10 protein-coding genes are annotated in these 16,669 nt (G+C 29.7%); 8 read left to right on the forward strand and 2 right to left on the reverse strand.

The genetic code is table 11. From position 1 onward, the window contains the following. Positions 1 to 68: 68 nt before the first annotated feature. Positions 69 to 3,095, reverse strand: coding sequence for a beta-galactosidase, LacZ type (lacZ, locus tag CSPA_RS04020; RefSeq protein WP_015390925.1), 3,027 nt, complete (start codon positions 3,093 to 3,095; stop codon positions 69 to 71). A 322-nt stretch (positions 3,096 to 3,417) separates the two neighbouring features. On the opposite strand from lacZ, the gene CSPA_RS04025 reads away from it, so the two are divergent. The 6 genes from CSPA_RS04025 to CSPA_RS04050 all read left to right on the forward strand — a co-directional run bounded on the left by CSPA_RS04025 (position 3,418) and on the right by CSPA_RS04050 (position 12,536). Next, positions 3,418 to 4,962 carry a response regulator transcription factor gene (locus CSPA_RS04025; protein ID WP_015390926.1) on the forward strand — a complete coding sequence of 515 codons (1,545 nt, stop codon included), beginning with the start codon at positions 3,418 to 3,420 and terminating at the stop codon, positions 4,960 to 4,962. Between the two features lie 51 nt (positions 4,963 to 5,013). Then, a complete protein-coding gene (locus CSPA_RS04030) occupies positions 5,014 to 6,810 on the forward strand; it encodes a cache domain-containing sensor histidine kinase (protein ID WP_015390927.1) in 1,797 nt (598 codons plus the stop codon). Positions 6,811 to 7,230: 420 nt separating this feature from the next. Continuing rightward, positions 7,231 to 8,547 (forward strand): ABC transporter substrate-binding protein, encoded by a 1,317-nt coding sequence (locus CSPA_RS04035; protein ID WP_015390928.1) that lies wholly within the window; start codon positions 7,231 to 7,233, stop codon positions 8,545 to 8,547. A 109-nt stretch (positions 8,548 to 8,656) separates the two neighbouring features. Then, positions 8,657 to 9,550, forward strand: a complete 894-nt coding sequence (locus CSPA_RS04040) for a carbohydrate ABC transporter permease (RefSeq protein WP_015390929.1) — start codon at positions 8,657 to 8,659, stop codon at positions 9,548 to 9,550. After that, complete coding sequence (locus tag CSPA_RS04045) at positions 9,543 to 10,376, forward strand: carbohydrate ABC transporter permease (protein ID WP_015390930.1); 834 nt, start codon at positions 9,543 to 9,545, stop codon at positions 10,374 to 10,376. The genes CSPA_RS04040 and CSPA_RS04045 overlap by 8 nt, the downstream gene beginning before the upstream one ends. A gap of 75 nt (positions 10,377 to 10,451) precedes the next feature. Further along, positions 10,452 to 12,536 (forward strand): beta-galactosidase, encoded by a 2,085-nt coding sequence (locus CSPA_RS04050; protein ID WP_015390931.1) that lies wholly within the window; start codon positions 10,452 to 10,454, stop codon positions 12,534 to 12,536. A 53-nt stretch (positions 12,537 to 12,589) separates the two neighbouring features. On the opposite strand, the gene CSPA_RS04055 is transcribed toward CSPA_RS04050, so the two are convergent. Then, positions 12,590 to 13,597 carry a LacI family DNA-binding transcriptional regulator gene (locus CSPA_RS04055; RefSeq protein ID WP_015390932.1) on the reverse strand — a complete coding sequence of 336 codons (1,008 nt, stop codon included), beginning with the start codon at positions 13,595 to 13,597 and terminating at the stop codon, positions 12,590 to 12,592. 208 nt (positions 13,598 to 13,805) lie between these two features. Here CSPA_RS04055 and CSPA_RS04060 point away from each other — a divergent pair, with 208 nt between their 5' ends. Together CSPA_RS04060 and sdaAB are read left to right on the forward strand one after the other, a co-directional pair. Beyond that, entirely contained in the window at positions 13,806 to 15,527 is a 1,722-nt protein-coding gene (locus tag CSPA_RS04060; RefSeq protein WP_015390933.1) for a methyl-accepting chemotaxis protein, read from the forward strand. A 351-nt stretch (positions 15,528 to 15,878) separates the two neighbouring features. After that, positions 15,879 to 16,556 (forward strand): L-serine ammonia-lyase, iron-sulfur-dependent subunit beta, encoded by a 678-nt coding sequence (sdaAB, locus tag CSPA_RS04065; protein WP_015390934.1) that lies wholly within the window; start codon positions 15,879 to 15,881, stop codon positions 16,554 to 16,556. Positions 16,557 to 16,669: the final 113 nt, after the last annotated feature.

A 16,669-nucleotide genomic window follows, 5' to 3' on the forward strand; every position in this document is an offset into this window, starting at 1 on the left:
GTATCTGATTTAGGTAATTGTTGCATAAGTTTAATTTTCGATTTGGATATCTTTATTAAGAAAATTTATTATATATTAGAAATTACAAAACTGTATTCTAAATCTTTGTTTGAATCTATACAGTACTCAGATAATACTGGAGCTCCCCAGCTATCATCTCCACCAACACCCATTTGTTTTCCTATTATATTTACATTTGTAAAGTTAACAGGAGGTAAGTCTTCTTGGTGAAGAGCATTTTCAAGTTCCATATTGTTATAAGGTAAAACACTGAATTCAAATGGCAATTTTTCATAAGAGAATTTAAGTCCTTCACCTTTTTCATTTTTAATAGCAACCCATCTAGTATCAATTCTATTACCACATTCTTGTGGAACTAAGTATTTAGATAAGTTTTTAAGTGGTGTACTTGAGTAAATACCTAATTTTGCACCTTCTGCACGGTCAATGTAGTTTTCATCTGGTCCCATTCCATACCAAGAGAAGGAATTAAATTCTGATAAAAGTCTGAAGTTCATTCCTAGTACTGGTAATAGAGGTAAGCCTTCTAAACCTTTATAAGCTACATTTACTTTAATTGAATTGTCAGCTGAAACTTCGTAATCTACTTTAACATTTGTAGTTGGTATTGTTGGAAGTTCATAAGTGTAATGAAGCACAACTTTATCAGCTTGTTCTTCCATTGAAAAATCAACATATTTTTGACAAATTGAAGCACTAAGCCATTGAGCGCATTTAAACTCATGTTTGTTTCCTCTGTCATTATCGGTTGTTGCTCTCCAATAATAAGTTTTAGGTGTTCTTGTAATGAACTCTTTTCCGCTATATCTTAAAGAAACAATCCCACCTTCTTGTTTTGAGAAAATTACTTTAAAGTCTTTTCCATGAATTCCAATGTTAACATCACCATGAACTACTTTTAAAGTAGAAGTAGGAGTAGTTTTAGCAGTTTCTTTTCTTTCATAAACCTTTTGTCCAAAAGCTATTTCGTAACCTTTAGCAGCCCAAAGGGTATCTTCAGATAAGATTAATGAAACAGTGTATACAAGTTCTTCTGAACAGTTATAATCACCAAATGGTAATTCAAAATATTTTTCTTCACCAGCGTGAACAGAAACCTTTGCAATACCTTCTTTTAAAAGTGATCCTTCTTTTTCAACTTTATAATATAAATTGAACTTATCTACATTTATAAATAAATTTTGATTTTTAATAGTGACTCCATTTTTATCAGGGAATAATTTTACATTTTGATATAAATATTTAACTTCCTGAGCTTTAGGGGATACTTCTCTGTTAGCATAAATTAAACCATTTCCTGAAAAATTATAATCTGATGGTCTATCAGTAAAATCTCCACCATAAGATAAAGTTTCTTCACCATTTGGTAGTTTTCTATAAAGAGCCTGATCGCCGTAGTCCCAAATAAAGCCACCTTGGTACATTAAATACTTGTCCTCAAGTTCAGTATATTTCATCATTCCGCCAGTAGAGTTGCCCATAGAATGCATATATTCACAGCTGATATATGGTTTTTGAGGATCATTATTTAGATACTCTTCAATTTCAAATGCCTTTGCATACATTCTACTTTCCATATCGCTTATCTTTTCATATTCTCTATTCCAAAATACTCCTTCATAATGTACTAAACGAGAAGGATCTGTTTTTCTAAAGTATTCTGACATTTGGAATATATCTTCACCAGCATAGGATTCATTACCACAGGACCAAATGATTACAGAAGGGTGATTTTTATCTCTTTCAAGCATTGATGTAGCACGATCTAAAACAACAGCTTGCCATTCTGGTAAATTTCCTGGTACATTCCATGAAGGTTCACATTGTCCCATCTTTTGCCATGAACCATGACTTTCTAAGTTTGTTTCATCTATTAAATAAATACCGTATTCGTCACATAATCTGTACCATAAGCTTTGGTTAGGGTAGTGAGAAGTTCTAACTGCGTTAATATTATGTTGCTTCATAAATTTAATATCCCAAAGCATGTCTTCTTTTGTAATAGAACGACCACGTCTTGCACTAAATTCGTGTCTATTAACGCCTTTGAAGACTATTCTTTTTCCATTAAGATGCATAACTTTATCTTTCATTTCGAAATGTCTAAAGCCAACTTTTTGTTTAACAACTTCAACTAAAGTGCTATCCGATTTCTCAACAAATATATATAGTTCATATAAATTTGGTTCTTCAGCACTCCATAACTTAACCTTTTCAACATCAAGTGAGAAGTTTAGCTTGTTGTTAAAAGGAATATCTGTAGCTTCAACAACTTTATTTCCTAAAGCATCTTCAAGATATGCTTTTATTTTTACATTTTCATTTCCAATCATTTTTAAGGTTGCATTAAGTTTGGCATTAGTGAAATCTTCAGATAAATCCGTTTTGACAGAGATATCATTTATATGAGTTTCTGGTATTGCATATAAATAAACATCTCTAAAGATTCCAGAAAATCTCCAGAAGTCTTGATCTTCAATCCAACTTGAACTACTTCTTTTATAAACTTCAACAGCAAGTTTGTTTTCGCCTTCCTTTAAATAGCTAGTAATATCAAATTCAGATGGAGTGAAAGTATCTTCACTGTATCCAACAAATTCTCCATTAACCCATACATAAAAAGCTGTTTCAACCCCTTGGAAAGAAATAAAAGTTTGTTTATTTTTAAGTTCATCTTTAATATTAAAGAATGTTACATAGCTTCCTACAGGATTATAGGTTTTTGAAATATGAGGAGGTCTTAATTCATCATGACCTTCCCATGGATACATTGTATTAATATATTGGCATTTGTCATAACCTTGAAGTTGGATGTGTCCAGGTACTTCTATGTAGTCAAAGCCACTAATGTCAAAATCTTCTTTATAAAAATCTTTAAGTCTTAAGGATGGATTTTCACTATATGAAAATCTCCAGCTTCCATTTAAATTTTGTTTAAGAGGCATATCATCATCTAGTTTTAATTCATTCATTTTTTCATAAAACCAATGATCTGAATGTGCATCTATTCTGTTTACTCTAAAAACTTGTGGATCTTCTAGCCAATCCAAAGATGGTTGTTTAATATTGTTCATATAAATACCTCACCTTCTTGTAGTAGTTAAGAGTTAGGAGGTATGAGTTAGGAGTTAAGGAAGAAAAGCCTAGGGCTTTTCAAAATAAAATTTAGAAATCTATTTAGAGATTTCATCCAAAACTCAAAACTGTTAACTCAAAACTGTTAACTGACTCAAAATCGTTTTCAATTCAATTGTATAAACTTCTAAGTAAAAAGTCAATTTGTTTTAGTAAAAGTTTAGTAAAATATTTTTGCGATTTGAAAAGAATATAAATATATTATATAATTATATTATTTATGTAAACTTTATCAATAAATTTGCATTAGGAGGTAGAAGCTTGAGTGAATATTGTAAAATATTAATTGTTGACGATGAATTTATTATGAGACAAGGAATTAAACATATGCTCGATTGGGAACAGGAAGGCTTTCAAATCATTGGAGAAGCTTCAAGTTGTCAGGAAGCACTTGAAATAATTGAAACTAATATTCCTCATATTATAATTTCAGATATTGTAATGCCTCAAGTAGATGGTATCGAGTTTACTAAAATTGTACAAGAAAAATATCCTCAAATACAAATTGTTATATTAAGCAGTTATAGTGATTTTGAGTATGTGAGATCTTCGTTTCAAAATGGAGCAGTAGATTATGTATTAAAACCTTCATTAAAGCCTTTGGATTTCCTTGATACATTAAAGAAAATTGCAAAGAAAATATCAAGTGTGGATTTGCCTTCTAAAAGTGCAGTTAATATTGATAATTTATTAAATAGACTTATTCTTGGTTATGATATTGACTTTGAACATTTGAATAAATTATTTATCAATCCATGTTTTTGTATCTTTGGAATTAATGCTAAAAAAGTATATCCTAATTATGAGGAGAGACAAAAATTGCTTAGCAGCCTTATATCAGAAATAGATTTGCAGGATTTTAAAGAGGAAGTAACACAAGTTACTAATATTGAAAATGATATGATTGTTTTGATTATTAACTTTAAACGTGAAAACTATACAAATGTAGAAAATAAGTTAATTAAAATTTCAAATGATGTTGCCTCTAAATTTAGAGAAGCATTTTTTGGTTTAAGTAAAGAATTTTATAATATTGAAAATATTAAGGAGATATATGAAACTGATTTTTTATTGTTAACGCAGCAATACTTTTACAATAAGAATATTAATTTATTATCTTCAAAAAGCTTGAAGAAAGCACCTGAAATAGAAAAATTTAATTTTAAGGGATTTTCTGAGTTGGTTTCAATATTAAAAATTCCAAAGGCTTTTGAAATGCTGACCGAGTATATAAATAAGGTTATTAATAATAAAGCGCTTACAGAATTTGAGTTAAAGACTTTGATACAGAATTGTTTCTATAATGTAATTTCTACTTTAGAATATTTAAATAGTGATGGAATTTCATCAAATTCATTAAAGCGAGAGTGTTTTGATAAAATTGATAGTAGCAAGTACGCGGAAGATCTTATGGAAGCCTATCAAGAAATTTTAGATTTATTTAACAAAATTATAGATAAGCAAGAAAGTAATATTAATTCTCATATGCTTAATAAGATAATACAATACATATATGATCATTATGATGAACAGCTTACTTTGTCATATGTATCAAAATTATTTAATTTCAATTATTACTATTTATCATCATACTTTAGTTCACATAATGAAGAAGGGTTTAATGAATTTCTTAATAAAATAAGAATAAAGAAAGCTTGTGAATTTTTACAGAAAGATATACCTATCTCAGATATTAGTAGTATGGTTGGATATTCTGATCAAAGTTACTTTAGTAAGGTATTCAAAAAATTTACTGGAGTTACTCCAAGTAATTTTAGAAAAAACAGTATAAAAGGATTAAGTTAGACACATGGAGTTGTTAATTTTTTATGTGCCTTAAGGAAGGAAATATAAAGAATGTCGAAAATATTGAAATTTATCCACTCAACTAGTCTGTTTTCTAGAGTTGCTTCAATTGTACTTGTAAGTGTTATATTAGTATCTATTTCTATAAGTGTGATTACAATTAAAATTTCAAAAGGCATCCTTGCTGATACCTTCAGTAAATCTAATTATAAGGTTTTAACACAAATTACAAACAACATTAATGAACTTAATGATAAAATCATTAATATTATGAATGCAATCGATAATATTCCAGATTACCAGAGATATTTAACAAAAACAGAAGAAGAAATGGGGCCTCAACTTAATTTCAATACTTTGTATAATATGAAAAAAAATTTAGTAGACAAAACTGTACCTCAAAAAGATTTTTATGATATTTCTGTAGTGGTAATTGGATTCAATGGGAATACTTTTTTCCCAAATGATGGCAGCCTTGTTTTAAGTCCTGCTACAATATTAAATAGTACTATTACAAAAAATGCATTAGCAAATAAGAATGTGGTTTCATATCAATATCTGGCTAATGGGTTTACGAATACAACTAGATATTCCAGTGCATTATTAGCAATAAAGGTTTTATGTGATAAATTCACAAAAGAGCCTTATGGATTTGTTTATGTTCTTATCAGTCAAAGTTCATTAAATAAATATTATGATCACTTTGTTGGTAATGGCAATAATATTGCAATTATATCTGACGATGGAACTATCGTTTCTTCTAATAATATGCCTAAAATAGGAACTAAAAATTTAGAGTTATATAATATATCAAAAAATATTTTAGATAATGACTATAAATATGTGAACACGAAATTAGATTATTCTGATGTAGCAATATTGGCAAAGCATTTACCTACATATAATTTTAATATAGTTGGTACTATTGATAAAAATATAGTTTTAGATGAAATATATGATTCTAGAGAAATTATGGCAACTAGCACAATAATAGCATTACTGTTTATTATTATCACATTTTTTATAATAAGAACAACTACAACACCAATCTCAACCCTTGTTAAAACAATGCCTAAAATAATTGATGGTAATTTTAATAATCATATTGAAATTTCAGGGAGTTATGAAGTTCGAGAATTATCTTCAACATTCAATTATATGTTAGATGGGTTAAATAATTATGTAAATAAGCAAATGCAAATGCAAAAGGAAAAACGAAAAGCAGAGATTCATGCATTGCAAATGCAGATTAATCCGCATTTTATTTATAATACACTTTCATCACTTAAATGGCTCATGTGGCAGGGGAAAGTAGAAAAATCTACGGAAACAATAGATGCATTTATTTCTTTATTACAAAATACAATCAGTAATAAAAATGAAATGATAACAATAGCGCAGGAAATAGAGAATTTAAAAAATTATGTGTTGATAAATCACATTCGATATGGAGACAACATTAGGGTTAATTTTTTTGTAATGCCAAATTGCGAAGAATATATTGTTCCTAAATTAATATTTCAACCATTTATAGAAAATGCATTTTTTCATGGGTTTACAGATAAGGACAATGGAGTTATACATGTACTTATAAATGAACAGAATGGAGTTTTAATTTGTGAGATTATAGATAACGGAGTTGGGATAGCAAGTAAGGATATAAAAAGTTTGTTTAGTAATTCATCTAAAAAACATGAGCATTTCACTAGTATTGGTATTAACAATGTTAATGATAGAATTAAACTTCTTTATGGAGAAAAGTATGGAGTAATTATTACGAGTGAGTTAAATGAGGGAACTACTGTAAAAATAACTATTCCTGCTCAAAAGGAATTTAAAGAAGATTAATAGTGGAGACACTAAAAGCAAAAAATAAGCTTAATAAATAACTTATTGAAATAAGCAGCCTATTGTGTTTTGTTTTCTAGGGATTTAATAAATGATTCCTAATGAAACAATTACACACAATGGGTTGCTTATTTTTTGATTGTACCTAATAGCAAAGATTTGTACATTTTTTTGAATGAAATTTATAATTGTAAAGTAATTTTGTACTAAATTGTGAATTATGATTTGTAGAACAGGATACCAATATTAAAAAAGTACAAAACAATAAAAAAATAACAATTATATTTTGAAAACGTATAAAATAATGACAAATTAATATAAATTATATTATAACGTTTACACAAGAGGTGATGCTATAATGTAAACATAAACAAGAAAACTACTAATTAATTAAATTTAATTTCAAGGGGGAAAAAATTTATGAAACTTAAAAAGATCATGGCTGCAGTAGTAACTGGTATGATGGCAGTTAGCTTAATGGCATGTGGATCATCAGCACCAAGTGGAAATGCTGGATCAACAGCAAACAAAGGTAAAGATGATAAAAAAATCACAGTTTGGGCTTGGGATGATACTTTCAATATTAAAGCTGTAAATATGGCAAAAGAAAAATACTTAAAAAATCACCCAGATGTAACAATAGATGTTGTAAATATGGCCCAAGCTGATGTAGTACAAAAATTAAATACAAGTCTTTCATCAGGTACATACGATGGTCTTCCAAATGTAGTATTAATTGAAGATTATAGAATTCAAAACTATCTACAATCTTATCCAGGTGAAATTAAAGATTTAAGTGGTAAAGTTGATAAAACTAAATTTGCAGATTACAAATTAAATGTTATGTCAGATGGAAGTAAATTCTATGGTGTACCATTTGATAGTGGTGTAGCAGCATTATTTTATAGAACAGATTTAATTGAACAAGCAGGATATAAGAAAGAAGATATGAAAGATCTTACTTGGGAAAAATACATAGAAATTGGTAAAGCAGTAAAAGCTAAAACTGGAAAAGCAATGCTTACTATTGATCCAAGTGATTTAAATCAACTTAGAATCATGATGCAATCAGCAGGTTCATGGTATGTAAAAGAAGATGGTAAGACAGTAAATATTGATGGTAATGAAGCATTAAAACAATCAGTTCAAATATACAAACAAATGGTTGATGCAGGTATTACTAAACAAGTTTCTGGATGGGATAATTTCTTAGCAGCATTCCAAAAAGGTGACGTTGCATCAGTACCAAGTGGATGTTGGATTTCTTCTTCAATACAAAAAGCAGATGATCAAAAAGGTAAATGGGCAGTAACAGCTATTCCAAGATTAGGTGCAAATGCTAAATCAGTAAATTCATCAAATAGTGGTGGTAGTAGCTGGTATGTGTTAGATAAAGTTGGTAACTCAGATTTAGCTGCAGATTTCTTAGCAACTACTTTTGCATCAGATAATGATTTAATGAATGATTTAGTTCCAGCTATTGGTTTAGTAAGTACATTGAAATCAGCTAGTTCTTCACCAAACTATAGCAAGCCATTAGAATTCTATGGTAATCAAGAAGTATACAAAGACATGGCATTATGGACTACTAAAGTTCCAGCTGTAAACTATGGTCTTTACACTTATCAATTAGAAAGCGTTATGTCAGAAGGTATGCAAGCTATCGTAGGCGGAGCAGATATTGATGCAACACTTAAGAATACACAAAAGCAAGCGGAAGCTGCTGTAAGCAAATAATAATAAGTTTAATATAATAGAAAAATGAGATTTTATAAAGACTGTTTGTTAAAGTTTTGAAAGATTATTTAGCAAATGGTCTTTATAAATAATAGGAGTTGATAAAGAAATGAAACGAAACAACCATGCGGGACTTAACAGTAAGGAAAATATGTGGGGATGGATTTTTATATCAGGTGGTACATTTTTAATAGGATTATTGGTATTTTATCCAATGGTTCAATCATTGATTATGTCCCTACAATCAGGAAAAGGAAACAATTTAAAGTTTAGTGGATTAGATAATTATGTTAGGATGTTTTCTGATGCAACATTAATTAAAGCAGTTGGCAATACATTTATTTATTTAATAGTTCAAGTTCCAATAATGATTATTTTAGCACTTATTATTTCATCAGTTCTTAATGATAGAACTTTAAAATTTAGTGGATTTTTCAGAACAGCAATTTTCTTACCATGTGTAGCATCTTTGGTTGGATATTCAATTATTATTAAAAGTATATTTGCATCAGATGGATTGGTTAATAAAATGCTTATGAGCCTTCATTTAATTGGAGCTCCAATAGAATGGGTTACACATCCAATTTGGGCTAAAGTTTTAATAATTATAGCAATTACTTGGAGATGGACAGGCTACAACATGATATTTTATTTATCAGGCTTACAAAATATTGATTATTCAATTTATGAAGCAGCAGACATTGATGGAGCATCTCCATTTAAGAAATTTACAGCTATAACAATACCATTATTAAAACCTATAATCTTATTCACAACAATTACTTCAACAATTGGTACATTACAGCTATTTGATGAAATTATGAATATTACAAAGGGTGGTCCAGCAAATGCTACAACTACCATTTCTAAATACATTTACGATTTATGCTTTACGTATACACCAGACTTTGGATATGCAACAGCAGTAGCTTATTTAATTGTTGTTATGGTAATAATATTAGCCATAATTCAATTTAAAATAGGAGGCGATAAAAATGACTAACAAATTTAATAAAGCAATTAAATATATATTTTTATGTGTAGCATCTTTTATTTCTATTTTTCCATTTTTTTGGATGATTGTAAGTGCTACAAATAAATCAGTTGATGTAACAAGAGGAAAGTTATCCTTTGGAAGCAGCTTTATGGAAAATTTAAATAATTTATTAAAGCCGGATTTAGGATTTGTTACTTCATTAGTTAATTCAGGAAAAATTGCAATTATAACAACTATTCTTGCATTGATTGTATCCTCTGTAGCAGGTTATGGTTTTGAAATATTTAGAACAAAGGCTAGAGATAGAGTGTTTACAGTTTTACTTTTATCTATGATGGTTCCATTTTCAGCTATAATGATTCCATTATTTAAACTATTTTCAAGTTTAAAAAATTCACCATTAAGTTTTATAGGTGTAAATACAATGGGAGCTATAATTTTACCTAGTGTTTGTACTGCATTTTTAATTTTCTTCTTTAGACAAAATACAAAGACATTTCCAAAAGAAATTTTAGAAGCAGCAAGAATTGATGGATTAGGTGAAGTTGGTATTTTTATTAAAATATTCTGTCCAACTATGAAAACAACTTATGCAGCAGCAGCAATTATTACATTTATGGGCGCATGGAATGCTTATTTATGGCCATTAATTGGATTACAATCACCAGAAAAATGGACTGTTTTACTTACAATTTCAAAATTAGCATCAAGTTATTCGCCTGATTATGGATTAATTATGATTGCTATAGTAATTACAACTTTACCAACAGCACTAGTATTCTTTGTAATGCAAAAGCACTTTGTAGCTGGAATGACAGGATCTATTAAGTAGTTTACAGTTTACAAGTTACAGTTGTGCGTGGAGAATTTGATTCAGTTTACAGTTTAAAGTTTAGGAGGAAAGCTCATGAAGGAAGAATTCAAAGGGATTAATAAGGTAAAGGGATTATTGCATGGTGGAGATTATAATCCTGATCAATGGTTAAACTATCCTGGAATATTAAAAGAAGATGTTAGACTTATGAAGCTTGCAAATTGCAATTGTGTTTCTATAAATATTTTTGGATGGAGTGCCATTGAACCAGAGGAAGGTAAATATACCTTTGAGTGGCTAGATAAAATCATGGATGATATGGCAGCAAATAATATTCATGTAATTTTAGCTACGCCAAGTGGCGCAAGGCCTGCATGGATGTCTGAAAAATATCCAGAAGTTTTAAGAGTTAATGGTGATAGAAGCAAAAATCTTCATGGTCAAAGGCATAATCATTGTTTCACTTCCCCCGTATATAGAAGCAAAACCTATGCAATTAATGAGATTTTAGCTAAAAGATATAAAGATCATCCAGCTCTAATAATGTGGCATATTTCTAATGAGTACGGAGGAGAATGCCACTGTGAACTTTGCCAGGAAGCTTTTAGAGCTTGGCTTAAGAAAAAATACGACAATGATTTAGAAAAGTTAAATGAAGCATGGTGGACCGGCTTTTGGAGTCATAAATTTACCAGTTGGTCTCAAATAGAAAGTCCATCTGAAAAAGGTGAAATATTTGTTCATGGACATAATTTAGATTGGAAGAGATTTGTTACGGATCAAACAATAGACTTTTATAAAAATGAAATTGCACCTATAAGACAGCTTACTCCTAATATACCTGTAACAGCTAACTTCATGGGAAATTATCCTCATATGGAGTTATTTATAGGATTAGATTATTGGAAATTTGCAAAAGAAGTAGATGTGGCATCTTGGGATAATTATCCTGCATGGCATAATGATTTTGAAAGTACTGCAGATTTAGCATCAAATGTTGGTTTTGTGCATGATATATATAGAACATTAAAAGGTGGCCAGCCATTTTTGGTTATGGAAAGTACTCCAAGCCTAGTAAATTGGCACGATACTAATAAACTAAAACGCCCAGGAATGCATTTATTGTCATCACTACAAGGCTTAGCTCATGGAGCAGATTCAGTTTTATATTTCCAATGGAGAAAGGGAAGAGGTGCTTCAGAAAAATTTCATGGTGCTGTTGTAGATCACTGTGGACATGAAAATACTAGAGTGTTTAGAGAAGTATCTGAAGTTGGAGAAATTTTAAATAAAATAAAGGAAATTCAAGGTTCTTCAGTGGAACCAGAAGTAGCAGTAATATATGATGTTGAAAACAGATGGGCAATTGATGATGCGCAAGGCTTAAAGAAATACAAAAAAGGTTATGCAGAAAGTTGTCAAGAAGCCTATAAAGTGTTCTGGGAGAAGGGAATTCCAGTAGATGTTATTAATATGGAGTGTGATTTGTCAAAATATAAACTTGTAATAGCTCCAATGCTTTATATGATACGTCCTGGAGTTGCAGAACAAATTAACGAATTTGTAAAAAATGGAGGAACTTTTGTAACTACTTATTTTAGTGGTATTGTGGATGAAAATGATCTCTGTTTCTTAGGCGGATTCCCTGGACCATTAAGAGAGGTTACAGGAATTTGGTCAGAAGAGATAGATTCACTATATGATGATGAAGCAAATTATATAGAAGTTAATGACAAAAAAATAGAGGGATTAAAAACTAGTTATAAAGTAAGTGATTACTGTGATTTAATCCATGCAGAAACAGCAGAAGTTCTTGGCGTATATAAAAATGATTTCTATGCAGATATGCCTGCACTAACTGTAAATAGTTATGGTAAAGGAAAAGCATATTATATAGCAGCTAGAACAGAGCATACTTTTAACAAGGATTTTTACTCAAAGCTTATTTGTGATTTGAATATCAAGAGTGTAATTGATGCAGAGTTGCCAGAAGGTGTTACTGCCCAAATGCGCTGTAGCAAGGATAATAAATATATATTTATCATGAATTTTAGTGAAGAAGAAAAGAAAGTTTCATTAGTAAAAGATGAATATATAGATATAGTGACGGATGCAAAAGTAGTAAAGGAAGTTATTTTAAATAAATATGGCTTCAAAATATTAAAGAAAATGAATTAATTAAAAAATAGTCTATGCATCTTTAGATTAGAAGGTAGCATAGACTATTTTTGTTATTTTATTATTTTGCAGCTATCTCTTATTTTAAATTCAGTTGGGATAATGACTTTTTTATTATAATTTCTAGTTGAAGTTAGATTTTCAAGTAATAAATCAACAGCAGCACCAGCTAAATATTCTCCTGGAATTCGCACAGTTGTTAAAGCTGGAATCATATATTTAGCACTTGGCTGGTCATTAAAGCCTATAATACTAATATCATTAGGGATTGATAGATTAGCTTCTGAAATAGCTTTATATGCTCCAATAGCCATAGAGTCATTTCCAAGAAAAAATGCAGTTGGTCTATCATCCGATTCTAAAGCTTTAAGCATAAGCTTATAGCCAGCTTTAAAGGTATATTTTTCTGTTATATATATGTAGTTTGGATTAAAAATGTTATTTTTAAGCATGAATTCTTTATATTCAATTGATCTTTCATCTGCATATATATCTTCAGTAGATAGGTTGTCAGAGTTTTTATTGCCAATAAAGCCTATTTTTCTATGTCCTAATTCATATAAGTAGTTTAAGGCTTTTGTTGTTGCTCTTCCCATATCTACTATCACAGAATCAAATTTATTTTCATTTGGAGAAAAATCTACAAAAATTATATTTTCGTTTCCATTGGATAATTTCTCTATGGTATCTGAATTAAATTTTCCAATGGCAATTATTCCATTTACTTTGCTAATATCATCAATAGAACTGTTTTCAGTTAATTTTACTAAGTTAAGGTTATTTTCATTGCATTTTTTTTCAGCAGCTAACCTTATTGATAAATAATATGGATCTTCTAATTCTTCTTGGTAATTGTACCAATAAATTATGCCAACATCCTTACAAAGTTTATTTTTAGTTTTTTTAGCTTTTAAAGGTACATATTCAAGTTCATCTGCAATTTTTAAGATTTTTTCTCTTGTTGCATTGCTAACATTTAAGGTTTCATCAAAATTTAGAACTCGAGAAACTGTTGCTATAGAAACTTCTGCAAGAGATGCAATTTCTTTTATAGTAGCCAATTGAAAATCCTCCCTATTGTATATTCACTATATGAATAATGGTGATAATACTAGTATAGCTGAGTATCACTGGTTCAGCAATATTTTAAGATATAGAAAATAATTATATTAATTTTTAAAGTACCTATTACAAAAGGTATGCTTAATCAAATTATGAGTTGAAACAATTGTTAATAATTAAATTTATTATAGAAAGAAGCGATAACAAATGAATATATTAAAAAATGTAAAGGTAAGGATAAAATTAATTATAGCATTTTTGATTGTTGCGTTGCTAATTGGCATTGTAGGTGGAGTAGGAATTATTTCGCTTAAAAATGTAGGAGAAAATGCAAAAAAGATGTATAGCCAAAATTTACAAGGTGTTTATATGTTAACGGATATGAAACAAAATTTAACTGAGATAAAGAGTAATTTAGCAGATTTAATAAACTTAAAAGATGAAAAAGATTCAGATATAAAGGCTAAATTGGAAAAAAGTATTGAAGATAATAATGCGGAAAATGACAAGTATATATCTCAGTTGAAAGATTTGCCTAAAGATAATGATGAAAATGAAATATTTGAACAATTTAATAGTCAATTAAACCAGTACAGTATAGTAAGAGGAAATACAATCAAACTTATAGACGCAGGCCAGTATACTGGAGCTGCTGAGCAATATAAAGATATACCGAAAATTACAGATGAGTTATTTAATTATTTAGATAAATTAATAGAAGCAAATTTAAAAGAATCTAGTGATGCAAATGATAATATTGTTTCAATTTATACAGCTGCAAATACAACTATGGTTATATTGAGTGTTGTCGGGCTTATATTAGCTATTGTAATAGGATTAATATTATCAAGTGATATAAATAAGCCACTACAAAGAATGAGATTACTTGGAGAAAAACTTGCTGATTATGATTTATCATATGAATCTAAGGTAATCAGAGGTGATGAATTTGGACAAACATATGGTTCTTTACTTAAGGCACAAGGTAATATTAAAGAACTGATTAAGACTATCCTTGATAATTCTCAAAATTTAAGTGCTTCATCAGAAGAGCTTTCAGCAACGGTGCAGGAATTATCATCAAAGGCAGTTAGTGTTGACGAAGCTGTAAATAATATTGCTCGAAATATGGAAGAAGCCAGTGCAGGAGCAGAAGAAATAAGTGCATCTATCCAAGAGGTCGATTCAAGTATCTCCGTACTTTCACAAAAAGCTATGGATGGAAGTGGTAATGCAAATTCTGCTAAAGAAAGAGCAGTACAAGTTAAAAATGATAGTCAAAAAGCTTTGAAAGAATCTAAAGAAGTATCAGATGAGAAACAACAAAGAATGGCGAAAGTTATTGAAGAAGGTAAAGTTGTAGATAATATAAGAGTTATGGCAGGAACTATAGCTGAAATATCAGAACAAACTAATTTGCTGGCACTAAATGCGGCAATAGAAGCTGCCAGAGCAGGAGAAATGGGAAAAGGTTTTGCAGTTGTTGCAGAAGAGGTTAGAACACTTGCAGAGGAATCTTCAGGAGCAGTACAAAATATTCAGGAGACTATCGTTAAAGTACAGGCTGCTTTTAAGAGGAGCATCGATACTGGAAGTGATATTTTAGAATTTATTGATAAGGATGTAAATAAACAATTTGAAGCTTATGAAAAGACGGGGACTCAATACTATAAGGATTCTGAATTTGTAAGTAATATGTCAGAGGAGATTGCGGCTATGTCAGAAGAAGTTACTGCAACTGTTGGACAAGTAAGCGAAGCAATTCAAAATATGGCAGGAACAACTCAAAAATCCACTGAACACGCTCTGAAAATAAAAGAAAGTATGAATGAAACTACGCAAGGCTTAGAACAGGTGGCGTCAACAGTACAAGGGCAAGCAGAACTTGCACAAAAACTTAATGAAATAGTTCAAAAGTTTAGGATTTAATATTAATAATATGCTTAAGAGGGAACAATAGTAGGAGAAAGTAAACTACTGTTGTTCTTTTTTATTATCAATGTGCAATTATCAATTTACAATTAGTGAAAATAGCTTTGTATTAAATATAATAAATTTCATAATAAAATATATTAAAATTTATTATATTATGGTTTAATTAATATAAAAATAGTAATATGCAGGTTCTAAAGAGCAATGTTCAATTATCAATTTTCAATTAAGGATGAAGGCTCTATAGGAAAAAGTCAGAAGAAAGAATAGAATTTTTTTGATTGAAATTTATAATATTAATTAGAACTATATATTGAAATTGTAAGGGTTTAAGAAAGAGGAGTAAGAATGAAAAAAATTGGAGTTTTTGATATTTTAGGTCCTATTATGATAGGACCATCAAGTTCACATACAGCAGGAGCTGCAAGACTTGGGAAAATTGCTAGAAGTATTGCTGGTGAAGATATAATAGAAGTAACATTTTTATTACATGGATCATTTGCAAAAACCTATAAAGGCCATGGAACAGACAGGGCATTAATTGCAGGAATTTTAGGAATGGAACCAAGTGATGAGAGACTTAGAAATTCTATTGATATAGCAAGAGAAAGAGGAATTAAATTTTTATTTAAAGAAGCTGATTTAGGAGATGTCCACCCTAATACAGTTAAATTTGTTATGAGAACAGTAAAAGGCAATCACTGTGAGGTTACAGGCTCATCTATTGGTGGAGGAAATATTAAAATTATAGAAGTTAATGATAATGAGGTTGATTTTACAGGAATGTATGAAACAATAATTGTGGCCCATAAGGATGCTCCTGGATGCATAAATAGTGTAACAAGGTTACTTTACAGTGAAAATATTAATGTTGCATTTATGAGAGTTTTTAGACATCAAAAAGGTGAAGAAGCTATGATGATTTGTGAAATGGACAATAAATTAAGTGATGAATTAATTGAAGAGATTAGGAAGATAGAGTTAGTAAATAATGTGATCTCAATAAGCCCAGCGGTAATCAGTTAACAGTTTACAGTTGGGAGCTAGCAGCTTATAGTTTACAATTAGGAGTTATGCCCCTATAAAGAGAGCAGCTATGCTGCAATACGGAACCTAATATAGTTATGAAGTTACAGTTG

The sequence above is a fragment of the Clostridium saccharoperbutylacetonicum N1-4(HMT) genome, from assembly GCF_000340885.1.
Classification (GTDB): domain Bacteria; phylum Bacillota; class Clostridia; order Clostridiales; family Clostridiaceae; genus Clostridium; species Clostridium saccharoperbutylacetonicum.